This is a genomic window from Rhodothermales bacterium, assembly GCA_040221055.1.
GTDB lineage: Bacteria > Bacteroidota > Rhodothermia > Rhodothermales > UBA10348 > 1-14-0-65-60-17.
Genome location: JAVJVN010000014.1, coordinates 451,969 through 476,180, shown reverse-complemented (window position 1 = coordinate 476,180; position 24,212 = coordinate 451,969). Strand labels below are relative to the sequence as shown.

At 63.9% G+C, this 24,212-nt stretch carries 24 protein-coding genes; 5 read left to right on the top strand and 19 right to left on the bottom strand.

Annotated features, from left to right (window positions below):
- Positions 1-78: 78 nt before the first annotated feature.
- Positions 79-600, top strand: coding sequence for a ComEA family DNA-binding protein (locus RIE53_09585; protein MEQ9104940.1), 522 nt, complete (start codon positions 79-81; stop codon positions 598-600).
- Positions 601-719: 119 nt separating this feature from the next.
- Here RIE53_09585 and htpX read toward each other — a convergent pair whose 3' ends face one another.
- The 9 genes from htpX to RIE53_09540 all read right to left on the bottom strand — a co-directional run bounded on the left by htpX (position 720) and on the right by RIE53_09540 (position 6,698).
- Positions 720-1,550, bottom strand: coding sequence for a zinc metalloprotease HtpX (htpX, locus tag RIE53_09580; GenBank protein MEQ9104939.1), 831 nt, complete (start codon positions 1,548-1,550; stop codon positions 720-722).
- Positions 1,551-1,640: 90 nt separating this feature from the next.
- Positions 1,641-2,381, bottom strand: a complete 741-nt coding sequence (locus RIE53_09575; GenBank protein ID MEQ9104938.1) for a CPBP family intramembrane glutamic endopeptidase — start codon at positions 2,379-2,381, stop codon at positions 1,641-1,643.
- Positions 2,378-3,211 carry a LysM peptidoglycan-binding domain-containing protein gene (locus RIE53_09570; GenBank protein ID MEQ9104937.1) on the bottom strand — a complete coding sequence of 278 codons (834 nt, stop codon included), beginning with the start codon at positions 3,209-3,211 and terminating at the stop codon, positions 2,378-2,380. Before RIE53_09570 ends, RIE53_09575 begins: the two co-directional genes overlap by 4 nt.
- A gap of 11 nt (positions 3,212-3,222) precedes the next feature.
- On the bottom strand, positions 3,223-3,546 hold the full coding sequence (locus RIE53_09565; GenBank protein MEQ9104936.1) for a tetratricopeptide repeat protein: 324 nt from the start codon (positions 3,544-3,546) through the stop codon (positions 3,223-3,225).
- A gap of 60 nt (positions 3,547-3,606) precedes the next feature.
- Positions 3,607-4,452: a TPM domain-containing protein gene (locus RIE53_09560; protein ID MEQ9104935.1), complete on the bottom strand. Its 846-nt coding sequence runs from the start codon at positions 4,450-4,452 to the stop codon at positions 3,607-3,609.
- Entirely contained in the window at positions 4,449-5,048 is a 600-nt protein-coding gene (locus tag RIE53_09555) for a LemA family protein (GenBank protein ID MEQ9104934.1), read from the bottom strand. The genes RIE53_09560 and RIE53_09555 overlap by 4 nt, the downstream gene beginning before the upstream one ends.
- A gap of 88 nt (positions 5,049-5,136) precedes the next feature.
- On the bottom strand, positions 5,137-5,703 hold the full coding sequence (locus RIE53_09550) for a DUF4252 domain-containing protein (GenBank protein ID MEQ9104933.1): 567 nt from the start codon (positions 5,701-5,703) through the stop codon (positions 5,137-5,139).
- A 4-nt stretch (positions 5,704-5,707) separates the two neighbouring features.
- The gene (locus tag RIE53_09545; protein MEQ9104932.1) at positions 5,708-6,217 is read right to left on the bottom strand and encodes a hypothetical protein; all 510 of its coding nucleotides are present in this window, start codon (positions 6,215-6,217) and stop codon (positions 5,708-5,710) included.
- The gene (locus RIE53_09540) at positions 6,201-6,698 is read right to left on the bottom strand and encodes an RNA polymerase sigma factor (GenBank protein MEQ9104931.1); all 498 of its coding nucleotides are present in this window, start codon (positions 6,696-6,698) and stop codon (positions 6,201-6,203) included. The genes RIE53_09545 and RIE53_09540 overlap by 17 nt, the downstream gene beginning before the upstream one ends.
- Before the next feature lie 197 nt (positions 6,699-6,895).
- Here RIE53_09540 and RIE53_09535 point away from each other — a divergent pair, with 197 nt between their 5' ends.
- From RIE53_09535 to RIE53_09525, 3 genes are all read left to right on the top strand, one after another.
- A complete protein-coding gene (locus RIE53_09535; protein MEQ9104930.1) occupies positions 6,896-8,521 on the top strand; it encodes a S41 family peptidase in 1,626 nt (541 codons plus the stop codon).
- Complete coding sequence (locus tag RIE53_09530; protein MEQ9104929.1) at positions 8,518-9,684, top strand: iron-containing alcohol dehydrogenase; 1,167 nt, start codon at positions 8,518-8,520, stop codon at positions 9,682-9,684. Before RIE53_09535 ends, RIE53_09530 begins: the two co-directional genes overlap by 4 nt.
- A 61-nt stretch (positions 9,685-9,745) precedes the next feature.
- Positions 9,746-10,666 carry a hypothetical protein gene (locus tag RIE53_09525; protein ID MEQ9104928.1) on the top strand — a complete coding sequence of 307 codons (921 nt, stop codon included), beginning with the start codon at positions 9,746-9,748 and terminating at the stop codon, positions 10,664-10,666.
- Here RIE53_09525 and RIE53_09520 read toward each other — a convergent pair.
- On the bottom strand, positions 10,663-12,063 hold the full coding sequence (locus RIE53_09520; GenBank protein MEQ9104927.1) for an MBL fold metallo-hydrolase: 1,401 nt from the start codon (positions 12,061-12,063) through the stop codon (positions 10,663-10,665). The two genes, RIE53_09525 and RIE53_09520, sit on opposite strands and share 4 nt — an antisense overlap.
- 2 nt (positions 12,064-12,065) lie before the next feature.
- A complete protein-coding gene (gene fsa, locus RIE53_09515; GenBank protein ID MEQ9104926.1) occupies positions 12,066-12,731 on the bottom strand; it encodes a fructose-6-phosphate aldolase in 666 nt (221 codons plus the stop codon).
- A 422-nt stretch (positions 12,732-13,153) separates the two neighbouring features.
- Between fsa and RIE53_09510 the strand changes: the two genes are divergently transcribed.
- Positions 13,154-15,508, top strand: coding sequence for a DUF5916 domain-containing protein (locus RIE53_09510; GenBank protein MEQ9104925.1), 2,355 nt, complete (start codon positions 13,154-13,156; stop codon positions 15,506-15,508).
- Here RIE53_09510 and argH read toward each other — a convergent pair.
- The 8 genes from argH to RIE53_09470 are packed head-to-tail and all read right to left on the bottom strand — an operon-like array spanning position 15,505 to position 24,164.
- Positions 15,505-16,809 (bottom strand): argininosuccinate lyase, encoded by a 1,305-nt coding sequence (gene argH, locus RIE53_09505; protein ID MEQ9104924.1) that lies wholly within the window; start codon positions 16,807-16,809, stop codon positions 15,505-15,507. The two genes, RIE53_09510 and argH, sit on opposite strands and share 4 nt — an antisense overlap.
- A 12-nt stretch (positions 16,810-16,821) precedes the next feature.
- Positions 16,822-17,913 carry a M20/M25/M40 family metallo-hydrolase gene (locus RIE53_09500; protein ID MEQ9104923.1) on the bottom strand — a complete coding sequence of 364 codons (1,092 nt, stop codon included), beginning with the start codon at positions 17,911-17,913 and terminating at the stop codon, positions 16,822-16,824.
- 2 nt (positions 17,914-17,915) lie between these two features.
- Positions 17,916-18,671, bottom strand: a complete 756-nt coding sequence (argB, locus tag RIE53_09495; protein MEQ9104922.1) for an acetylglutamate kinase — start codon at positions 18,669-18,671, stop codon at positions 17,916-17,918.
- A complete protein-coding gene (locus RIE53_09490) occupies positions 18,671-19,678 on the bottom strand; it encodes an N-acetylornithine carbamoyltransferase (protein MEQ9104921.1) in 1,008 nt (335 codons plus the stop codon). The genes argB and RIE53_09490 overlap by 1 nt, the downstream gene beginning before the upstream one ends.
- Positions 19,675-20,892, bottom strand: a complete 1,218-nt coding sequence (locus RIE53_09485) for an aspartate aminotransferase family protein (protein ID MEQ9104920.1) — start codon at positions 20,890-20,892, stop codon at positions 19,675-19,677. The genes RIE53_09490 and RIE53_09485 overlap by 4 nt, the downstream gene beginning before the upstream one ends.
- Positions 20,889-21,902, bottom strand: coding sequence for an N-acetyl-gamma-glutamyl-phosphate reductase (argC, locus tag RIE53_09480; GenBank protein ID MEQ9104919.1), 1,014 nt, complete (start codon positions 21,900-21,902; stop codon positions 20,889-20,891). Before argC ends, RIE53_09485 begins: the two co-directional genes overlap by 4 nt.
- Positions 21,883-22,971, bottom strand: coding sequence for a hypothetical protein (locus RIE53_09475; GenBank protein ID MEQ9104918.1), 1,089 nt, complete (start codon positions 22,969-22,971; stop codon positions 21,883-21,885). Before RIE53_09475 ends, argC begins: the two co-directional genes overlap by 20 nt.
- Positions 22,968-24,164, bottom strand: coding sequence for an argininosuccinate synthase (locus RIE53_09470; GenBank protein ID MEQ9104917.1), 1,197 nt, complete (start codon positions 24,162-24,164; stop codon positions 22,968-22,970). Before RIE53_09470 ends, RIE53_09475 begins: the two co-directional genes overlap by 4 nt.
- Positions 24,165-24,212 lie beyond the last annotated feature (48 nt).

Here is a 24,212-nt window from a genome sequence, read left to right as displayed (position 1 = left end):
ATGGACCGGGAGTGTGAGCCGGAGAAGCCGGGTTCAGGTTACGCGTGGATGCCACGCGTGTCAAGCCGGTGTATGCGCGTGAAATACTGGATATACCGTCTGCAGGAACGCCTGTACTGTACCGAGCAGGAAGCCGTGCTCTTCAGTACCGGCCTTGCCGCCCTCGCCGTCACCCTGCTGTTGCGATCCGCATCGGCCGATCCCGATTGGTTGGTGGAGTGGTCCTATGCGGAAATGGACAGCCTGTTCGAGGTCCTCGCTGCCCGTGCCGATTCAGCCGACAACGAAGTGTATTGGACCCCGGAGGCCAACGTGGTGCCCGCCGACACCATCGATTTCCCCATCCATCTGAACACCGCCACCGCCGTACATCTGGATGCCCTCCCGGGGGTTGGGCCGGCCATTGCCGACCGGATCCTGGCCGAACGACGACGCGTGGGGGGCTTCACGTCCGTGGACGACTTGCTGAACGTACGCGGGATCGGGCCGAAAACGATGGAGAAATTGCGTCCCCTCGTTACGATAGCTCCGGATTCGACTCAGACCGACCCTCCTTCGCGCCCCCCGACTCGTCTGCCGCCTTCTTCACCGCCTTCGTGAATGCGTGCCCATCTGCTTCTTCCCGCTTCAGGAATCGATACACCGGAATGAGCAGGGCAGCTGCCAGTGCACTGAACGCGATGAACGTAACGATGATGACGACGGTGTAATAATCCACGTTAAAGCCTCATGTTCATAAGACGCTCCACACGGGCTTTCGTCGGTGGATGCGTGGAAAAAAGGCTCCGGAGACCGCCCATGGCGCCAGCAAAGGGGTTCACGATGAACATGTGGGCGGTCGATGGATTCGCATCCATGGGTACATGCTCGGACCCGGCCTGCAGTCGCTGAAGCGCCGTCGCCAGGGCACGCGGATTTCCGCAGATGGCCGCACCGTCGGCATCGGCGACGAACTCACGCGAACGGGAAATGGCCATCTGGATCATGATGGCCGCAATCGGCGCCAGGATGAGCATGAGCAGCGAAGAAATGGCGCTGCCGCGATCGCGATCACCGCCACCGAAAAACAGGGCAAACCGTGCCAGCATGGTAATGGCCGCGCCCACGGTCGCCGCGATCGAACTGGTCAGGATGTCGCGGTTCTGGATGTGCGCCAGTTCGTGGGCAATGACGCCCTCCAGTTCTTCCCGGGACAACATCCGCACGATTCCGTTCGTCACGGCGACGGCGGAATGCTCCGGATTGCGCCCCGTGGCGAAGGCATTGGGCTGATCGGACGGAATGACGTACACGCGGGGCATGGGCAACCCGGCCTTGGTGCGAAGGCGGTCCACCATGTCCACGAGCTCCGGTGCGGTCGAACGATCCACCTCGCTCGCCTTGTACATCTTCAGGACAATCTTGTCGGAGAACCAGTAGCTGCCGAAGTTCATGACGACCGCAAACAGGAAGGCGATCATCATCCCGCTCTGTCCACCGAGCGCCTGTCCGAGCAGGGCAAAAAGCACGATCAAGGCAGCCATCAAGGCTGTTGTGCGCAGTCCGTTCATACACGTGGTTCCGGTTCAATGGGTAATGCTGCCTTGTACGCTGCCACCATCCGTTTGTGTCCATGAATCGGGCGTGGAGCGCCGGTATCGTCAACCCAGGAGACGGGTCACCACCAGCACGTCGTACAGCGCGTGGGTCCAGGCGGCCGCGCCGAACCCGCGCAGCAGGAACACTCCGTTGAGGGCCAGTCCGAAGAGGAACCGGAACGTGAACGAGGCGAGCGAGAATGGATCGCCGAGTGGCCCCAGGTAGTGGACCAGCGAGAACAGGAACGCCCCGACCAGTGCGGCAACGACATAGGCCACCCACGGTCGGCCTACGAAGCGTTTGAGGATCCAGAACAGCCCGCCTACCAGCACGACCCGGAAGACCAGTTCCTCATAGAGTCCCGCGCCCAGCGAAAGCACGAACATGGTGACGCGGTCAACGGGTGCGGCTTCTCCAATGGCCTGCAATCCGGCCACCAGTGTCGCGGCTCCATTGAAGAGGGCACCGACGGTGGTGGAAACCAGAAGGGCCAACACGATGGCGTAGAGCAGGCTTTCCAGGATGAGATAGCCGAACCAGCGGGGTTTCAGGGGGATGGACCGTTTCCGGTCCCGGAAGAAGATCCATCCACCCGTGACCAGGATGGCCACGCTCAACCCCAGCATGCCCCAATCCCCCAGGACAGACATGAGGGCTTTTATCCAGACGTCGGCGCCGACGCGGACTTCAGCCGTGCGGCCGGCGTTGACGAGCAGGACCATGACTTCGTACAGGACCAGCAATGGCATGGCCGCCACGAAGCCCCACGTTCCCGTACGGGTGGCATTCAGGTATTCTTTCATTGCGGCACCATCCGGACACGCACCACGGCTGCCGGGTGCAGTTCCAGTCCCAGCCGGTCCACGAGACCCTTGGACAGGTCCAGCACGGGAAAGCCCATGGACGGGGAACGATCGGCGACCACCGCCAGCAATACCGGTCCGCCGGCATCGAGGAAGACCACGCTGCCCAACGGCCACTCGGGATGGCCCACCACCTGCCGGTCCGGATGATACACGGTGCCGTCCGCCAGACGACGCCCGGACAGGGTCGCGGGCCACTGGGCCACGCGGCTCTCGACGATGCCCCGCGACGGCACCCGCAGTTCCTGGCCCACGCGCAACCCGGAATCCGTCAGGGCATTCAGGCGACGGAGCGTGGCGACGTCCGTGCCGTGTGCACGAGCCACGCCGAACAGCGTGTCGCCGGCCTTCACGGCATAGGTTGCCTGGCCACGGACAGGTACCGTACCCGCGGCCGCGAGGGAGTCGAGGTAGGTCTGATATCCGGGATTCCAGGTCTTGAGGCTGTCGAGGGGAATCCCGAAAAGTTGGTCTGGGACGGTGTTTGATGCCGGCTTGGGTTCGGCGGGGACAGGATCGGGCTCGGGGGCTGCCGGAGTCCTGGGGGTCGCCGGAGGCTCGGCGGTGGGAGTTGCAGCGCGGCGCACCCGTAGCTCCATGCCCGCACGGATATCGTTGCCCGCCATATCGTTCCACACGCGGATGGAGTCCACCGGCACGTCATACAGACGGGAAATGCTGAACAACGTATCGCCCGGCCGGACCGTGTGGGTGGTGCCTTCCTGTGCCTGCGCCGCCGTCGCGGTCAAGAGCAGGACCAGGAAAAACACGAAGTACCGCATCAGTCTGCGCCCAACCCCTCGGCTTCCAACAAGGCCGACTGGAGCTCGGAACGGGCGTGGAAATCGGTGACTTCCATGGCCATCTCCATCCCGGCGCGGTACGTCTGGATGGCTTCTTCAGTCATGCCAATGCGCTCGTACAGCTTCCCGAGGTGGTAATAGGTACCCAGGTAGCGCGGGTCGTCATCGCGGAGAGCCTCCAACGTCTGACGCGCATCGTCGAGCCGCCCGAGCTTCACGTACTCCGCTCCGAGGGCGAACCGGACGAACGAATCCTTCGGATCGTCCCTGTGAAATGCAAGTAGCTGATTCAGCCTGGACATGGTCAAAGTTTTCAATGCTGTTCCATCGTGTATTGACTATCTCTTGCCGCCATACGTTCCCTACCAGCTGCCACCGGCGCCCCCGCCACCGAATCCGCCGCCCATACCACCGAAACCTCCGCCTCCGAAGCCCCCTCCGAAGCCCCCACCCCCGGATCCGCCACCCATGCTGCCACCCCAGAAAATCATGGGGAGCCCGTGGTGTCGATCCCGGCGATAGCCCTTCTTTCCGCCTCCTCCGCCTCCGTGACGCAAGGAAGACACGACCAGGAAGGCAATCAGGAACAGGATGTAGACAATCACCTGGCCGGCGGCATCCGAGCCTCCACTCGGCGCATCGGCAATCTCGTCCGCGGAATACGTGCCGGAAGCTACCGCAATCAGTGCATCAACCGCACCATCCAGTCCTGCAAAAAAATTGCCGCTGCGGAATTCAGGTACGATCACGTTGCGGATGATCCGCGCAGCCACCGCGTCGGTAACCATGCCTTCCATCCCGTATCCGGTCGCAATGAACAATTCCCGCTCCTCACGCGACGCGAGGAGCACAATGCCGTTGTTCTTGTCCGCCGTGCCCACCTTGAACGTACGCCCGAGCTCCGTGGCGTAATCCGAGGCCGCGTATCCACCCAGGTCCTGGACCGTGACCACGATCATCTGCGTGGACGTGGTGTCGGCATAGGCCCGCAACTTGGCGGTCAGCAGGCGTTCCTCGGCGTCGGACAGGAAGTCCGCCTGGTCGGTGACCCACTTGCCGGACGGCGCAATGGTACGCACGTTCTGGGCATGGGCCAACGGTGCGAACAGCACGCCGACGGCGCCAAAAACCAGCAGCCCGGCCAACACCAGCAGGGCCGCTCCTGAGCGACGCACACGCCGGAACCCTATGGAATGCAGCACGCTCACGATCCGAAGTCAACCACAGGTGCTTTTTCAGAACCGGGCTGGGCCTCGAACGGGGTACGGCGATCGAATCCGGTGATTCCGGCCACGATGGAGCCGGGGAAACGACGCACGCGCTGGTTGTACGTGGTGACCGCCTCGTTGTAGTCGCGCCGGGCAACGGCAATCCGGTTTTCGGTGCCTTCGAGCTGGCTCTGGAGGTCACGGAACGCCTCGGTGGCGCGCAACTGCGGATAGTTTTCGGAGACAACGAGCAAGCGGCCGAGCGCGCCGGACAAGCCCTCCTGGGCGGCCATGAACTCCTGCACCCTGGCCGGATCGCTGAGGTCCGACACATCCAGGTTTATACCCGTGGCGCGGGCCCGCGCATTGGTCACGGCTTCGAGCGTCTCCTGCTCGAAATCGGCCGCACCCTGCACCGTGTTGACCAGGTTCGGAATCAGGTCACTGCGCCGCTGGTAGGTGGTCTCCACGTTGGCCCAGGACTGGGCAACACGCTCTTCGGAATCCACGAGTCCATTGTAGGACCCGATTCCGGCGAAAAAGGCGAATCCAATGGCAAGGACGACAACAAGGCCGACAATTTTTCCCGTGGTCATGACGATATCCTGTGGATGAGGGTTGAATCCACAGGCATACGGCACGATCGGGCGGCGGTTTCTGGGGTGGTCCGCAGGGCTCAGGACATCAATTCCCCAAAGGCACCCGGAATTTGCTGCCTATCCGGCCGATCTCCTCGGGGTCCACATCCCCCACGATATTCAGGAAGATCGCCTCTCGCCCGGCTTCGTCCACCACCATCACCACCATGCCCACGATTTCGTCGCGCTCCATGCGGGCGAACATGCGGACGTACTCGTCCCGCTCATTGATGCTCACAATGGTCGTCCACCCCACCTTTTCCAGCTCACGGCCGATGACGGAGGCCTGCTCACGGGCCCGTCCGGCGCTCGTGTCCCCGATGTGGAACCCGCGCACGAATACACCTTCGAGCCGTCGCAGCATGGTGGCCAGTTCAGGGTCCTCGTAGCGCGATGCCTCGGCCACCAGGCGGAGCAGGGCCCCTTCCACGTTCACTTCAATGGTGGGTTCGTGACCGATGACCCGGCGCAGGCTGCCCATGGTTTCGAGGTCCACATAGCCCGGGTGCTGACGGGCCGACTGGGCCGACGCATCCACGACCATCGCGATCATGCTCAGCAGGAGCAACACGGCCACGATAAGACCGGTGATATTCAGGGAGTTTCGTTTCATGGGTTCAATTCTCGGAAAGACTGTTGACAATGGGGTCCACCACATCGGTCCGGACCGATCGGCCCGTCTCGCTGCCAACCCCGGAGACGTAGGCCAGGACCCACTTCACATCCTCGGTCGCGTCGGCCACCGCAGGTCCACCCACGGGAGCTGTCGTACGCCCGGACAGTGCCGCCATCACCACCACGCCGACCAACATGGCCGTGGCGAACATGGGCTTCCACAGGACCGTTCGGGGCAGCAAGGCGCCCAAACGGACCGTCCAGGACCGACGCACGTCGTCCCGGACGTGCGCCATAACGGCATGAGATACCCGGTCCGGACACAGGGGTGCACGTTCGGAGCGCAGCACGCGTTGCATTTTTTCCATGACGGCCCACTCGTCCGCCAACAGCGGATCCAGTCGCGCCAGGGCCTCGAACCGCGCGGCATCCCCGGCGTCCAGTTCATCGTCCAGCATGGCATCGAGTCGATCACGCCACCAGGCGCGTTCCGGTTCACTCAGCATAGTCATAGCGTACATCCTCTCCCAGTTCGGCGCGCAGGGTCTTCCTGGCGCGGTGCAAATACACTTTCACGGTGTTCAATGGCAGATCCAGTGCCTCGCTTATCTCATCATATTGGTATTCCTGGATTTCCCGCAGGATGACGATGCTGCGGTGCGGCTCGCCCAGCGTGGCCAGCGCCGCACGGAGGCGGTCGCGGAACAGCTCGGCGCGCGTTTCGCCTTCCGGCCCGCGCACGTGTCCCGGCAGGGCCTCCACGGTTTCCGTGTCCGTCGCGTACACGTTTTGCCGGGTTCGACGCCGGCGCCACGCATCGATGGCTGCGTTCCGTGTCACCTTCGTCAACCATGCGCCCACCCGTTCCGTGTCCACGTCGGCGCGGTTTTCCCACAACCGGATGAACACATCCTGGGCCACATCGGCGGCTTCGTCCGCATCGCCCAGCACATGCCAGGCCATGGAAAAGACGCGCTGCCGGTGCGCATGCATGATTTGATTGAAAGTGAGGGCGTTCACATCATCATCAAGTGGAATCTGCCCGGAAAACGCGGCCGACGCGGGAAAGGTTACATGATGCGGATTTTCACGCTGCGGTGTCCCCGATGTGAAACAATCCGGGGCATCCTACGAACCAAGGAACGTCCGCCGGCCGTTCGCTCCGAACCCACTCCCCACTCCGTCACTGCATGAAACGCGCCCTCTTCACCTACGCCCTGCCCGGCCTGCTCCTGTTCGTGGCCGGCACCGTGCTTGGCCTCCGCGTGAACGAACCCGCCACGCCAGCCGACCCCTACAAGGAATTGCAAAAGCTGGAAGAGGCCTACCTCCTCATCAACCGGCAGTACGTGGAAGAAGTCGATGCGAAACGACTGGCCGAGGACGCCATCCAGGCCATGCTGAAGGATCTGGACCCGCACTCCGTCTTCATCGATGCATCGCACTTCAAGGATGTCCGCCAGGAGTATGAAGGAGCGTTCGGGGGCATCGGAATCTGGTTCGACGTTGCCGTGGACGATACGGCACGGGTCACCTCCACGCTCCCCGACGGACCGGGCGAACACGTCGGCCTCATGCCGGGTGACCGCATGGTGGCCGTGGACGACACCAGCATCGTGGGACTGAACTCGCTGGACATCCAGGATCGCATAAAAGGACCCGTGGGCACGCCCGTACGCCTGGGAGTGGTGCGTCCGGGACGCGCCGAGCCGATGGTATTCACGCTGGAGCGGGCATCCATTCCCCTCTACTCCGTGGATGCGTCGTACATGATGGACGCGAACACGGGTTATGTGCGGATTGGCCGCTTCGCCATGACCACGCACCGGGAATTCGTGGACCACGTGGCCCGCCTCAAGGCCCAGGGCATGGAGCGCCTGGTACTGGATCTGCGGGATAATCCGGGCGGGATCAAGGAGACGGCGGTCGCCGTGGCCAATGAGTTGCTGGACGGCGATGGCGTCATCGTGACGACCCGCGGCCGGGATCCGCGTGAGAATGAAGTCGACCGGATTACGCCCGGTGGACTCTTCACGGACGGGGCGGTCATCGTGCTGGTGAATGAGGGCTCGGCGTCCGGAAGCGAAATCGTGGCCGGGGCCCTGCAGGACCATGACCGGGCCCTGATCGTGGGCCGCCGCACGTTCGGAAAAGGCCTCGTGCAGCGGCCGTTCCAGCTTCGCGACGGCAGCGTTCTGCAGATGACCGTCGCACGCTACTACATGCCGTCAGGCCGTCTCATCCAGACGCCGTATGTGGACGGGCGTGACGAGGACTATTATTCCGCCAAGTTCGCGGATTTCGAACGCGCCACGTTCAGCCCGGCCGAGTACCTGGCCGACATCCCCGATTCGCTCCGGTTCGAGACCCTGGGCGGCCGGACGGTCTTCGGCGGCGGCGGCGTCATGCCCGACCAGGTCATTGCCCCGGACAGTCTGTCGCCGCTGGCCTCGGCCCCCGTTCGGGAGGCCCTCCAGGCCGGGTTGCCCGTGTTGTTTGCCCGGGATTGGCTGGAAGGCGATGGCCGGACGGTGCGGGATCGCTGGGTGGATGATCAGGCTGGATTCATGGAGGCGTTCCACGTGAATGATGCACTCTGGGCGCAGTTCGTGGCGTGGTCGGCTGAACATGATGTGGTCCTGCCGGACGATGCGTCGCGGGACATCCTCGAGGTCATTTTGAAGGCCCGGATTGCCCAGCGCCTGTTCCGGAGCGAGGCATGGTACCCGGTCTTCAACCAGGTGGACCCGACGGTGACCGGGGCCCTTGTGTTGTGGGATCAGGCGGCTTCGTTGGCGGTTCATCACGCGCGATGAACCATTCTTTTTCCCCCTTCCGCCTGCCTGTGCGCGTGTTCATCGCGCGTGGGGGGCGCCGGGCGATCGTCCCTGAATTGGCACGGGTGCTGCCCGGCGCCCCCACAGCCAATGCCCCATCACCGCCATCGGTCCTGTTGGTCACGGACGCGGGTTTGCTGAATACACCCTGGCCCGATGCCATCCGGAAGGACCTGGAAGCAGCCGGACTGCGCGTGATCGTTGACGCCGGTACGAAACCCAACCCCCGGGCCAACGACATCAATGCCCTGGCGGACACCGCCCGGGCGGCAGGATGTGCTGCCGTTGTCGGATTGGGGGGCGGCAGCGTGCTCGATGCCGCCAAGGCCGTCGCCATGCTGCTCCGCAATCCCGGTGTCATCACCGACTACGAGGGCAAGAACCGGTTCACGCACGCTTCCGCCCCCTTCATTGCTGTGCCCACCACCTGCGGCACGGGCAGCGAAGTCACCTGGGTGTCGGTCATCTCCGATCCCGAACGGCACGTCAAGATCAGCGTCAAGGGCGATGGCATGTTTCCGACGGCGGCCATCGTGGATACGGACCTCCTGGATTCGCTCCCGACACCGCTGGTGGCGACCACGGGCATGGATGCCGTCACCCATGCCATCGAGGCCATGATCGGCCTCCCGGCCAACATTACGTCCGACACCCTGGCCCTGGCCGCCCTCTCCCGTCTGGTCCCCGCCCTCGGCACCGACCTGGACGACCCGGCCACGCGAACCCGGCTCATGGAGGGCTCAACCATTGCCGGCATGGCGTTCGGAAATGCCGACGTGGGCGCCGTCCATTGCCTGTCGGAGGCCATCGGCGGATTGCTGGACCTGCCGCACGGACTGTTGAATGCCGTGCTGTTGGCCCCTGTACTCCGCTACACGGCCGCTGAAATCAACCCGTACCTGCTCCCCGTCGAGACGCATCTCGGGCTCTCACGGCCTCTGCAGGACGAGATCGACGCCCTGCGCGTACGACTTGGCATTCCTGATATCCCGGGACTCGGTATTGATCCCGGCCACCACGCCGAAATCGCCCGCCTCGCCGAGGGCAACGGATCCAATGCCTCCAACCGTCGAAACATGACGGCAGCCGATTATCAAGAAATCTTGCAGACCACTCCAGGTCGGCACCCGGCTGTAACCTGATGACCGGCGGACGCGTCTTGCATGCGATCATGATCCCCAATCATAGCTCTCCCGAAAAGCCATGCGTTCGTACTTCTCCGCGTTGTGTTTCGCCCTCCTGATGCTCCTCCTTGCCCTGCCGGGTACAACCCGCGCGCAGAGCGTCGGAATCACGGTCAATGACGTTGGCGTCTCGATCGGGGACAGCGAGGAACTCACGGGGCTCCGCCTGAACTACCGCGACCGCAACCTGCGCCGGGTCAACGGGATGAACGTGACCATCTGGTCGCCCTACGAACCGTGGACGGGTGACGTGTCGGGCATTGCGGTGGGCCTTCCGCTCACTGGAGCCCGGAACATCACGGGTATCGGCTGGGGCCTGTTCGGCGTGGGTGCCGAGCAGGACATGGAAGGCATTGCCTGGGGAGGACTGGGCATAGGCGCCGGCCGTGACCTCTCCGGCGTCATGTTGGGCGGCCTGGGCGTCGGAACGGGCCGGGACATTGCCGGAATCGCCATGGGCGGCCTGGGGGTCGGTGCCGGTGAGGACATGACCGGCATTGCGCTCGCCGGCATCGGTGCCGGAGTGGGCGGCGACATGTTCGGCATCATGATGGCAGGCATCGGACTTGGGGCGGGCGGCGACATGACGGGCATTTCCCTGAGCGGATTCGCGTCCGGCGCGGGCGGCACCATGAAAGGCATCCACATGGCATCCTTTGCGCTGGGTGCAACGGCCCTTGAGGGTCTTTTCGTCACCGGGTTTGCTGCCGGGGCATCGGACTTCACGGGGTTGGCAGTCGCCCCGGGCTATTTCCGGATTGACGACGGCACGCATCACGGACTGTCCGTATCGGCCGTATCAGACATCCGCGGCACGCAACAGGGCGTGACCATCGGACTGTTCAACTACGCCCGCAACCTGAGCGGCGTACAGATCGGCATCCTGAATTACGCCCGCAACAAGAACCGCTTCAAGGTCATGCCGCTGATCAACTTCTAGACTTCCACGGTCTCGCCGCGCTCGGGCATGTGGACCTGGATGTCGGGATGGAAGTAGGCAATATTGTTCGCCATCCACTGGCGCGCCGGTTGCTCCCCGTGCAGCAGGATGATGTGCTCGGGCTCCAGGTGCTCAACCAGGTCGAGCAGGTCCCGGCGGTTGCTGTGACCGCTGAACCGGAATTTGTCGACCATGCACTTGAGCTCCTGCGGACCCTTGAGCCGGTCCAGGATGACTTCCGTACCGGGGCCGGCGGCGGCGGCGTCGAGCAGTCGTTCTGCCGGTGAGTCTACCCGGGCGAATCCGACCATGAAGATGCCATTCTTCTCGTGGGACACCAGCTGTTGGGCAATCTTGTTCGAGATGGTGCGCTCGAACATCATCCCGCTGCCCACCACGAAAATCCCGGGTTCGGACAGCAGCTTGTTGAGTTCGTTGTTGCCGCGCGGCAGTCGTTTCTGCTCCACGCCGAAGACCATGAACTCCTCGTCCAGACGCGGCGAAACGAAGCGGGTCTTGTCGTAGACGTCCGAAATGGCCCGCATCATGCCGGCCGTGTACACGGGCGTATCGGACGGAATCAGCTTCCGCTTCTTGTACCGGTCAATGAGCGCCAGCATTTCCTGGCTGCGACCGAGCGAGAATGCAGGGATGAGTACGCATCCACCGCGGGACAACACCGTTCTCAGTGCCTCACCCAGCCGTTTTTCTTCTCCGCGACGCGGGAAGTTCTCGGCTTCGGCATCCATCCCCAGGGTGGCCTCCAGGAGCAACACGTCTACCGGACCGTCCGGATATTCCGCACCCGGAATAATGGTCTGGGACGATGCGCCCGTATCGCCCGTGTAGAAGATGCGGCGGGTCTCCCCGTTGTCTTCGGCCGTAATGAGCACCCCGGCTGAACCCAGCACGTGCCCTGCATCGATCAACCGACCCGTAACCGGACTCGCACCGTTCATTCCGGTCAAATCGAAGTCGGTTTCGTAGGGATGGGTCAGGTACAGGTAACTCGAAACCTCGATGTCTTCTTCCGAGAACAGGGGGTCCTCCGTCATGGTCCCTTCCTGCACCCGGCGGCGCTGCAATCGCGCGCTGGCAGGCAGCAATACATCCAGCAGCGATCGCGTGGGCTGCGTCATGTGCACATGGGCGTGCGGAAATTCCTTGATGGCAATCGGCAGCGATCCGATGTGGTCGTGATGCGCATGCGAGAGCACAATGTGATCCACGTGCCAGTCGCTGCGGGCATGGATGCGTCCGAAGTCGGGCAAACTGTCGCGTCCCTCCTTCTCCGGATCCGCACCGGCATCCAGCAGCAAACCGGTTCCGTCAACCTTCACATAGTGGCAACTCGCCCCGATTTCATCGATGGCGCCGCCCAGTGGCACATAAATCATGCTCAGCTCGGGTCCCCGGCCGCCTTCTGGTACGCCTGCCAGTCAGCAAGGAATTTTTCGAGGCCACTGTCGGTGAGCGGGTGTTTGATGAGCTGCTTGATGACACTGAGCGGCATGGTGGCCACGTCGGCGCCGGCCATGGCAGACTCGACTACGTGCATGGGGTGGCGGATGGACGCCGCAAGGACCTCGGTCTCAAGGCCGTAATTGGCATAGATCTGAACGATCTGACCCACCAACTCCATTCCGGACGTGGAGATGTCATCCAGGCGCCCGATGAACGGCGAGATGTACGTGGCACCCGCCTTCGCGGCAACCAGCGCCTGCGTGGGCGAAAAGCAGAGCGTGCAATTGGTTTTGATGCCCTCGTCGGTCAGGGTCTTGATGGCCTTGATGCCGTCCAGGATAAGCGGAATCTTGACGACGACGTTGTCGTGGATCTTGGCCAGCTCGTGGGCCTCCTGCATCATGCCCGCGTAATCGGTCGATACGACTTCGGCGGATACATCGCCGTCCACGATTTCACAGATCTTGCGGATGTGTGCGTGGAAGTCGGAACCCCCGACCTTCCGCATGAGGGACGGGTTCGTGGTCACGCCATCGAGGACGCCCATGTCATTGGCTTCACGGATTTCGTCCAGGTCAGCCGTATCGATAAAGAACTTCATACTGCGTTGGTGCGGTTTTCAGACGGGTACAGCCCCAAAGGTAACGGACGTGCCGGCGTGACCCAATAGCAGCCCCGGCAAAATCCCGCGAATTGGGGCTATGCTATCCGACTGACAATCGCGAAGACGACGAAGAGACCGACCAGGATGAGGGTCGCCGTCAGCAGTTGACGCTTGAGTTTCTTGTTCATGGATGCGTGTCCGATGGAGTGGATTCCCCCCAAGAATACACACAACCGGGAGATGTGCAAGTCGGAAGCGTCACCAATCGGGTATTTCTACGTACCCCGGATTCGAGTTCGGACAGACCAGTCGTCAGATTTTCTTCAAGCTCCAGTACCTGCTTCGGACGTAAGTTCCGGAGTTTGCCGTTGATTTCCTGTTTTCCCGCTGTCCTCAAAAGCCGCACCCAGACCAAAATCATGTCACGATTCCGACCGACCGCCGAGACGGCGTTCGCACTGATCTTTTTCTCGGCCGGTCTGCTCGACCCGCTCACCGCGTGGTCCCAGGACGTCCGCATCCCGCGGGTGGAGACGGGGAGCATTACCGTCGACGGCGTGCTGGACGAGCCGGTCTGGTCGCAGGCCGCCGTGCTGAGCGGTTTCCAGGATTACGTCCCGATTGACAACCGGCCTGCCGAAGATTCCACCCACGTGCTGGTCTGGTATTCTCCGACCGCCATCCATTTCGGGATCCGTGCGTTCGAGCCCCATGGGCAGGTGCGGGCCACCCTTGCCGACCGGGACAAGATTTCTGGAGACGACTTCATCCAGATTGTACTGGATACGTACAACGACCGGCGGCAGGCCATTTCCATCGGCGTCAACCCGCTGGGGCAGCAGGCCGATGGCATCCTCCGGGATTCGGAAAATTCAGGCTCGTTTCGCAGTCAGTCTTCCACGGGATTCACGACGGACACGAGCCCGGACTTCCGCTTCGAGAGCAAGGGCCGCTTGACGCCCGAGGGATACGTCGTGGAGATTTCCGTTCCGTTCAAGAGCCTCCGGTACCAGCCGGGGTTTGAGCAGGACTGGGGATTCAATGTCATCCGGCGCATCCAACACTCCGGCTACACGTCGACGTGGACGGCCGTGCGGCAGGGGAATGCCAGTTTCATGGCGCAGAACGGCGTCCTGGTCGGACTCACCGACCTCCGTCGGGGCCTGGTGTTGGACGTCAATCCCGAACTGACGGGCGGTGCCGACCGCGGGCCGGGTGCAGGAACGAAATTCGATGCGAACGCCCGGGATCCGCTGGGCGTGAACGTACGCTGGGGCGTCACGAACAACCTGACGCTGAACGGAACCGTGAACCCGGACTTCTCCCAGGTGGAGGCCGATGCGGCCCAGATCCAGTTCGACCCCCGGGAGGCGGTCTTCATATCCGAACGCCGGCCCTTCTTCCTGGACGGCATTGAACAATTCCAGTCGCCCACGAACCTCATCTATACCCGTCGGATTGCGAACCCCGTCAGCGCCGTGAAGCTGACGGGCAAGCAGGGCAACCTGAATGTCGCATTGCTGAGCGCGGTCGACAATTCGGCCCGGTACCTGTCGGACCTGGATGCCCGCTATTTCAATGCCGTCCGCCTGAAACGGGACCTGTCGGGACAGAATTCCGTCGGAATGGTCTATACCGACAAGATTGACGGCGACCACTGGAACCGCGTGGCGGCCCTGGACGGACGCCTGGTCTGGAGCAAGATCTGGTCCATGACCTGGCAAGGTGCCATGAGCTTCACGGGCGGTGTGGGCGAGACCGTGTCGGCGCCCATGTGGCGAATGGCGATGGGGGCCAATGGGCGCACGTACGGCGCGACGTTCACGACGACCGGCTACCACGGGGAGTTCAACGCGGAATCGGGCTTCATCCAGCGCGTGGACGTGGCCCAGGCCACCTTCGTGCCGCGGCGCACGTGGTTCGGCGACGAGGGCGACATGCTGGAGAGCTTCACCTTCGGCCTCACGTTCGATGGACGTTGGGACTACGACCGGTTCACGGCTGGAACGGGCCCCAACGACCGGAAACTGCATTTCAACACCGGCTATTCGCTCAAGGGCGGCTGGTCGGGCGGCACGTCCATCTTCTACGAGTCCTTCAAGTATCCGTACCAGCTGTACACCGATTATTTCGTGGAGCGGCACGAAAACGGCGTCCCGGTCGATACCGTTGCCTACTCGGGCACGGACCGCTTGCAGAATCTGGGGTTCTGGACCACCTTGAATACCCCGCGTCTGAACGCTTTTTCCGCCAACCTTTTCCTGGTCGGCGGTCGCGACGACAACTTCTTCGAGTGGGCACCGGCCGATATTTACTTCGCCACCATCACGCTCAACTACAACCCGACCGACCAGCTCCGCGCCCAGCTCCTGTACAACCACCAGCACTACGTTCGGGCGGATGACAAGAGCACGGTCGGCTTGCGACGGGTGCCGCGGCTGCGCGTGGAATACCAGATCACCCCCTCCTTCTTCGTGCGCCTGGTGGGCGAGTACGATTCCAACTTCCGGGATGAGCTCCGTGACAATTCCCGGACGGACGACCCCATCCTCATTCTGGACCGCGAAACCGGCACCTACCACCGGACGCAGGAACGCGAACGGAACGTCATCCATGTGGACTGGCTCCTGTCCTACCGCCCGTCGCCCGGGACGGTGTTCTTCCTGGGATACGGCAACACCATGAGCGAGCCCGAGGCGTTCCAGCTGCGGAATACGCGCCGCCTGAATGACGGCCTGTTCATGAAGCTGAGTTACGTGTTCCGGGTGGGTTAGAAGGACGTCAGCTCTTTCAGCTCGGCGCGGAGCACGGTTGTGCGGGTTTGTCCCGGCGCCCCTGCGTGCCGGTACTGTTCGGCGGCGGCCTGCTGGCGCTGCCGTTCCCAGTCGGCCTTGTCGCTGGCCGATTCCACATAGGCGGTGCGAAAGGGTACGCCCTTGCTTACCCGTTCCAATGCGCTCGCCGTGGCATACAGGTCCGGCGTGCGCGCCGCCTCCAGCTTGTCGGGGTTGAAGGCGATTTCCGGGAGCATGGCATCCATGGCGTCCAAAAGGTCCTTTCCACGCAGGAACGCCCGCATGACGGCTTCCTTCGTGAGCTGCAGGTCCCGGTGGTATCCGGATGGAAGATTGGAGGGTACGCCGATCAGGACCTGCATTTCCGCCGTAATCCGATGCAGCGTGGCCCGTGCCAGTTCGAGCACATCTGGGTTGCGCTTCTGCGGCATGATGCTGCTGCCGGTGGTGTATTCGACGGGCAGGGTGATGAAGCCGAACTCGGCGGTGGCAAACAGGACGAGGTCCGAGGCCAGCCGGTTGATGGTCATGGCCGCCTGCACCAGGGCGTGGACGGCATGCAGATCCAGCTTTCCGCGGGACAATTGCACGGCCGCGACCTGTTCCTGGAGGCGGGCGAACCCGAGATCCGCCGACGTAGCCTCCCGGGGCAAATCCAGGAACGGGACGCCGTATCCGGCGGCGCTGCCGAGCGGTCCCTGCGATACGTGGCCCGTGGCTTCGCGCAGTGCGCGGACGTCGTCCACCAGGTTCTCGGCGTATCCGAGGGCCCAGACGGCCACGCTCGACGGCATGGCCCGCTGCAAATGGGTATATCCCGGCATGAACTGGTCCGCGCCGGCATCGGCGTGGTCCAACAGGTGGCCCGCCACGCGCGCGGTGGCGCGGGCCGTGCCGTCGAGCGCATCCATGAGCCAGAGCCGGAGGGCCGCCACCACCTGGTCGTTGCGGGACCGGCCGGTATGGATCTTGCGACCGGCGTCGCCCACTTTTTCGATCAAGAGGCGCTCAATGAGGGTGTGACAATCTTCGTCTTCGACCTGAACCACCAGGTCTGTCCGTTTTTCCAGCGCTGTAATCTCCGCAGAAAGTGCGGAGAATTCCTGTTCGGTCAACACGCCTGCCGTCACCAGCCCGCGGGCGTGCGCCCGGCTGGCCGCCAGGTCGTACGGGATGAGGAGCGTATCCCAGAAGGGGTCGTCGCCGACCGTGAACCGGGTCACCCAGTCGGTCGCGCCCGTACCCTTGAACCAGATGGGGCGATTCGGAGTGTCTTTCATGGTTGGCGTCGGTCAGGGTTGGATCTGCTCAAAATACTGTTGGATGATGCGTGCGTAGCCCTCGGCGGCGGCCTCAAGACTGGCCACGGGCACATGTTCGCGGGGTGTATGCGACAGGCGGCTGTCTCCGGGACCGATCTTGACCGTCGGAATGCCTTTCAGATGGATCCAGTCCGAGAGCGTGGGCGATCCGAAGGGTACCCGGGTAGGGTCGGCGGCCAGGCAGGCCCGCACGATGGCTTCGTTCACGTCCGTCCCCGTGGGGACCAGCCGCGTGCTGTGCACGTGGACCTCGCTTTCGAGTTGGTCTTCGATGAACCGGACAAGTCGGTCGTGCGGCCAATCGGGGGTCGATCGGATGTCCAGCCAGAACGTGCAGGCGTCGGGAATGACATTCCGGGCGGTCCCCCCTTCCACCATCGTCACGTTGCACGTAACGGGGCCCAGTTCGGGATGCGGCGGCGAAAAATCGAGGTTCTCCAGGCGGGCTATGTCGCGCGCGGCCCGCACGATGGCGTTGTCACCCTCTCCGGCCCGGGCAGCATGCGCGGTGCGGCCGCGCGCGGTCAGACGCAGGATGAGCAGGCCCTTCTGGGCAATGCACGGTTGCATTTCGGTGGGCTCACCGACCAGGGCCGCATGGATGGGGCCGAGTTCGGGTAGCGTGGCTTCCAGGCCATTGTCCGTGCCGCCGAGTTCTTCGCATACGGTGAATGCGCCGATGACCCGACCGGCCGTTGCCCGCCCCGCGGTGAGGACCAGCGCGTGCGCCATGGCCGCCACAGACGCTTTGGCATCCACACTGCCACGCCCCCAGATGGCGCCCTCATGAATGACCGGATCGAATGGGTCGAACGGGTGATTGCTGCTCGGCGGGACCACATCAAGGTGGGAGTTCAGGAGCAAGGTCTTTCCCGCACGATTTGCGCCTGAGTTTGAACCTGCACCAGAACCCAGATCAACGGACGCAACAACATTGTCGCCGTACCGGACCACGTCTACCCCGTGGCGCCGGAACCAGGCTTCGAGATGATCGGCCGCGGCGGCTTCCTCCCGGCTGAGCGACGGGATGGCCACGAGTTCGCGATGGAGTTGAACAACCACGGCTATTCCTCCACCTGCGTGGCGCGTTCCCGGTGGACCAGGTCGTCGGCGGCGACAACCCAGGCGGCGCCGACGCCGCGCGCCAGCGCCTGCCGGGCGACGTGCACCTTCACCTGCATGCCACCGGCAATCCAGCCGCCCTGGACACCGGCGTCGGCCACGGCGCCCGGCAGGCGCTCGATGCGCTGGCCGTCGGCGCCCAACACCCCGCCCACTTCCGTGGCCAGCAGGAATGTGTCCGCCTTCAGCGCTGCGGCCAGTTCGAGCGCGATCGTGTCGGCATTCACGTTGTAGACCTGCCCGGACGCATCGGTCCCCATGGGCGTCACAATGGGCACCCAGCCCGCATCCAGCAAATCGCTGACCAAGCGCGCATCCACCGATGTCACATCCCCCACCCAGCCGAAATCCACGTCCTCACCGTCCACGGTCCACGGCGGGCGGCGATCCACGCGGACCATGCCCGCATCGGCCCCGGAAATACCCACGGCCCGGACGCCCGCCTGCAGCGCCGAGCCCACCAGATCGGTGGACAGCTCTCCCCGGAGCACCCATTTCACGATGGCCAGGTCCAGATCGGAGGTCACCCGCCGACCACGGACCATCCGGGGCTCGTGCCCCAGCCGTCGCGCCATGTCGGTGGACTGCGGTCCGCCGCCGTGCACAATGACGACCTGTCCTTCCAGCGCCGCAACCTGCTCCCAGAACCCCGAAAGATCGGCGCCGAGCAGTGCACCCCCGATTTTGACGACGGTCATCACGGCAGGAGCCCCCAGACGTATTCCAGGATGGCCTTCTGGGCGTGCAGCCGGAACTCGGCCTGGTCCAGATGCAGCGTCGCTCCTCCTTCGAGCACCGCCGACTCCACGACAACGTCCCGCCGCACGGGGAGGCAATGCATGAACCGGCCATCGCGGGTGGTGTCCATCCTCGCCTGCGTCATGGTCCACGAACCGTGACGCGCACGTAGCGCGGCTTCGGCCGCCGGGTCCGTGTAGCGACCCAGCCCGCCCCACGCCTTCACATACACGATATCCGACCCTGCCACAGCCGCATCCTGGTCCGCGCCTTCCTCGACGGATCCGCCGGACGCGGAGGCCAATGAGCGGGCCGTCTGCATGACAGCCTCATCCAGGGCAAAGCCGTCGGGCCGGGCGACCGTGACGTGCATCCCCAATCGGGCCGCCATCAGGAGCGCCGAGTTCGGTACCGCCATGGGCAACGGGCGCGGATGCGGCGCCCAGGACAACACGAACCGTCGACCGCGAGGGTCGCCCAGATGGCGCCGCACGACGGCGGCATCGGCCAGCGCCTGGCACGGATGCCCGTACGCCGACTCGAGGTTCACGACCGGAACGGACGACGCCGCGGCGAACGCCTTCAGTCGGGCCTCCGTGCGGTCGGCCTCCAGATCCGTCCCGCTGGCAAACAACCGCACGCCAATCGCCGTGGCGTAGCGGGACAGCACGGCCACGGCCTCGCGGATGTGCTCGGCCTCGGAGCCATCCATTCGTCCGTCGCCCCAGGCGAAGCCCCACGTTCCCTGACCCGGGACGACGGTGGTCACGTCAGCGCCGAGCTGCTGCGCGGCAAGCTCCATGGAGACCCGCGTACGCAGCGAATCGTTGAAAAACACGAGAGCCAGCGCCTGCTCCCGTGCCCGGTCCCGGTTTCCGTACCGGTCCGAAGCGTGCACGAGGGCACGGTCCAGGCAGGCTTCCCAGATCGCATCGGGTATTGACGGCCAGTCCAGCAGGTGGTTCATGCGTCCGCGGCCAGGATGGGCTCCACCACGCGGGAGAACGCATCAATGAAAAAGTCCACTTCCTCATTCGTCGCCGTAAGCGGCGGCATGAGGCGCATGACATTCGGATCGAGCGACCCGCCCACAATGACCCCTTCCTTGCGCAGCCCGGCCACAATCGGACCCACGGGCCGCGAGGCCTCCAGGCCGATCAGGCAACCGGCCCCGCGGAGCGTACCCCCGTAGGATGAAATGCCGTCCCGGATGCGGTCATGGATGATGGATGCGCGCTCCATGATGCCGTCCTCCAGCAATGCGTCCATGGTGGCTTCCATGGCGGCCATGGGCATCATGCCGCCCCCGAATGTCGTGCCCTGGTCGCCGAACGAGACGGACGATGCGACGGCCTCGTTCACCAGCACCGCACCGACCGGAATCCCGGAGCCGAGGCTCTTGGCCAGGGTAATCATGTCGGGCCGCATGCCGAAGTGGTCCGAAATCGAGAACGTCCCCGTGCGACCGACACCGGTCTGCACTTCGTCGAACACCAGTTTGGTGCCGGCCCGGTCGCACAGCTCACGGACCGCCCGGAAATAGGATGCCGGTGCGGTCGTAACGCCGGCCATGGACTGGATGGGCTCAATGATGAAGGCGGCCACGCCATCGGGATGCGCCAGCGCCTGTTCCAGGGCCTCCGCGTCGCCGAACGGCACGAAAACGGTATCGGGAAACACCTTTTCATAGCCGGCGCGGTATTTCGGGAAGGACGTTGCGGCAAGCGACCCCATGGTCCGCCCGTGGAAATCGCCATCGGCGGCCACCACGCGGCCGCGGCCGGTGGCCTTGCGCGCGAGTTTGAGGGCCGTCTCGTTGGCCTCCGTGCCGGTCGAACAGAAAAACACCTGATGCATTTCGGGCGGCGCGAGGCGCATGAGCTTCTCGGTGGCCCGGGCCCGCACCGGGGAGTAGACCAGGTTCGAATAGAACAGGATCTTTTTGCTCTGCTCCTGGAGCGCCTTCACGACCCGCGGATGGGTGTGTCCGAGGAGCGCCACACAGTGCCCCCCGTAGAAATCCAGGTACTTGTTGCCGTTCAGGTCCCACAACCAGGAGCCTTCGGCCCGGTCCACGACAATGGGAAGCTTGTTGTAGGTAGGCAGCTGGAGACGATCCTCCAGAGCCATCAATTCATCGCGGGTCATGGCAGCGGGATGGGTTGATGTGGTTGCGGTCATGGCAGCAGGCCCGCCTCCGCGGGCAAACCAAGGGCAAGATTGAGGTTCTGGATGGCCTGGGAGGCCGCTCCCTTCATGAGGTTGTCAATACTGAAGCCGACCACGAGGTGGCGGTCCGACAGGACCCACCCCAGATCGGCGAATGGCGTGTTCACAACGTGAAGCATTTCCGGCAACGAGCCGGGCAAGAGCCGGATGAGGGGGGCTTCGCCATAGGCCTGGCGAAACCAGGACGCCACGTCGTCGGACGTCGTGCCCTCCGGCACCATCACCTGCGCCGTCCCCCAGATGCCGCGCGTCCAGGGACCGGAGACCGGTACGAATGAGAAGTCGTATCCGGGCGGAAACAACTGGCTGATTTCGGCCGCGTGCTGGTGCTCGAACACCTTGTAGGCCTTCACGTTGCCGTCGCGGTCCGGGAAGTGCGTGCCGGGCTTCGGCGTGGCGCCCGACCCGGAGGCTCCCGTGAGCGCGGTAACCGCAACCGGGCTGTCCGGTACGTTCAGGGAGAGCGGCCAGAGCGCCAGGGCCTGGGCGGTCGCGAAGCACCCCGGATTGGCAATGAGCCGCGCATCGGACGGCAGATCGCCCGTGATTTCGGGCAACGAGTAGATGGCCCCCGGCAGCAGGTCCGGCCGCGTATGCTGCGCCCCGATCCACCGCTCGTAGGAGGCGACGTCCGGATACCGGAAGTCCGCACTCAAGTCCACGATCACGCCGTCGAATCCCTCGTCGCGGGCCTTCCCGATGGCGCTCGCACTCTGGCCGTGCCCGGCGGTCACGAAGAGTGCATCGACACTCTCATCCAGTACGTCGCTGAAGCGCAGATCAGTCACGCCGCGCAGCGACGGATGCGACACCCACAGCGGCTGCCCGGCGAACGTGGAACTGGTCACGGCCACCAGGCGCAGGCCCGGATGCCGGAGCACGAGGCCGATGACCTCGCGCCCCACGTAACCGGCGCCGTGCAGGATGCCGACGCGGACGGGGCTATCCGATGTCCGATTCATTGGCCAACTCCATGAGTCCCTTTTTCTTGTTCAAACGCGCCGCTACCACATTGCCCATGCGGGCCGGTTCCTCGCGGGCGTTGATGGCCGCAAGGCCCATGACCTGCCGGATGTATTGCTGTCCGACGCCGTTGTCCGTCACGGGTCCCGTGATGCACGTGATTTCGGCATGGTACCGCTCCTTGAACAGTTGCTGGGCAGCCCACACGCCTGCAAGGTCCACGGCGGCTACGATGTGCGCTGCCGCGAAAGCCTGCAATTCCTTGTCCTGCAAAAGCTCATCCACGCCGTAATACCCGATGATCCCGTCGCCGAGCTCAATCACGATCACGTCCGGCTCCTCCCGCGAGAGCTCCTTGATGATGGCCTTCACGTACGAGGACATGGCCTTCGAGGTGGACGATACGAGCCCCACGTCAGTGAACGACATGACGCGTACTGCCCCGTGGCGCTTGATGGTATTGATGTCGCGCATGAGCGCCACACCCGTGGCCTTCGCCGCACACACCTTCAGCCCGTGCCCCGTCAGGCGCTGCACGAGCTCGCACGCGGCCCACGTCTTGCCGGTATTCATGGCCGTCCCGCTGATGAACACGAGCGGCACGGATTGCTCCAGGCGCTCAATGGGCTGCAGTGCAAAGTCCTGGATGCGCGCATGGACCAGACGACCGTTGAGCTCCACCATGGCCGCCCCGATGACTTTCACACGCAGCGCCGGCCCGAGATCGGGATGATCCGACGTGCAGGTGCCAATGACGCCGCCTATGTTCAACACGTGCAGCGTGTCTCCCGGATGCGCCGAGCGCGGCACCACGCCGCTGTATCCCTTCAGCGCTTTCCGCTCGCCGAGCACGCCGACCAGGATGTCCCCCTGGGCGATGGTGCGGAACTCGCCGTCCTCGCACTCGATCTGGTTGTAATGCGGTTTCGATTCAAGCGCCTCGACCACCAGACAGTAGCCTTCCTGGGCCACCACGTAGTCCGAAACGGTGACGTCTTTCGTGATGCCCGTCACGGCCGCGGTGGACGATACGTAGGTGGCGTGAATCTGCTTGGTGTCTTTCATCATGACTGGTCCCGATTGGATGGAGACAACATGGACTGGACACCCAGGATACGCGCGAATCCGCGGGCATCCCGACCATCCCAGAGGGTGTTGGTCTCACCGTATGTGGCGACGGACGTATTGAACATGGAATACGGGCTCTCCGCACCCTCCACGCTGGAGTGGCCTTTGAACAGCCGGACCGACACGGTGCCGGTCACATACTCCTGCGAAGCATTGAACAGCGCCTCGATATCCCGGAGTGCGGGATCGAAGTACTGGGCCTCATGCACCATCATACCGTAGAAATCCGCCAATTGGTCCTTGTGGTACCGCTGCCAGCGGGTGAGCACCAGTTTTTCGAGCTCCCGGTGGGCCTGGATGAGGACGAGCGCCGCCGGTGCCTCGAACGCCACGCGGCCTTTTATGCCCAGGATGGTGTCACCCACATGGATGGCGCGGCCCACCCCGTGGGCCGCGCCCATTTCGTTCAGGGCTTCAATGAGGTTTACAGGATCCAGCGGCGCCCCTTCGAGTGCCACCGGGACGCCCTTTTCGAAGGCGATTTCGATGGTCTGGGCCTCATCGGGCGCATCGGCCGGGTTGACCGTGCCCGGATACGCATCATCCGGCAGCGGCTGCTTCGTGCCCAGCGTCTCGCGCCCGCCGATGGTCGTTCCCCACATGCCGGTATTGATGGAATAGGTGGTCGTGGAGGCCGGAACGTCGAATCCCCGGGCCTTCAGGAACGCCGTCGTATCGGCCCGCGACAGGTTTCCGTCCCGGATGGGCGTGAGCACTTCCAGGCCCCGCGCCAGCACCGACAGCGCCACATCGAACCGGATCTGATCGTTACCGGCCCCGGTGGAGCCGTGTGCCACGTACTTCGCATCCAATTCCTTTGCCACGCGGACCACGTGCCGCGCCTGTACGACCCGGTCCGGGCCCACGCTCAGCGGATACACGTCACCGCGCAGCACATTTCCCTTGATGAGGTACTGGATCTGTGTCTCGAACAGATCCTGACGCGCATCGACCAGGATATGGCGCTCGGCGCCGAGTTCCAGTGCGCGCTTCTCGATGGCCGCGCGCTCGCGGGCCGACAGGCCACCCGTGTCGACGGTCACCGTCGTGATGGGCAGGTTGTATTCTTCTTTCAGCCACGGTACACAGAAGGACGTATCGAGTCCCCCGCTGAAGGCTACCAAAATGGACATGGGCAATTATCAGGAGTTGGCGAAGTGGAACAGGGAAAGTACGGGCAA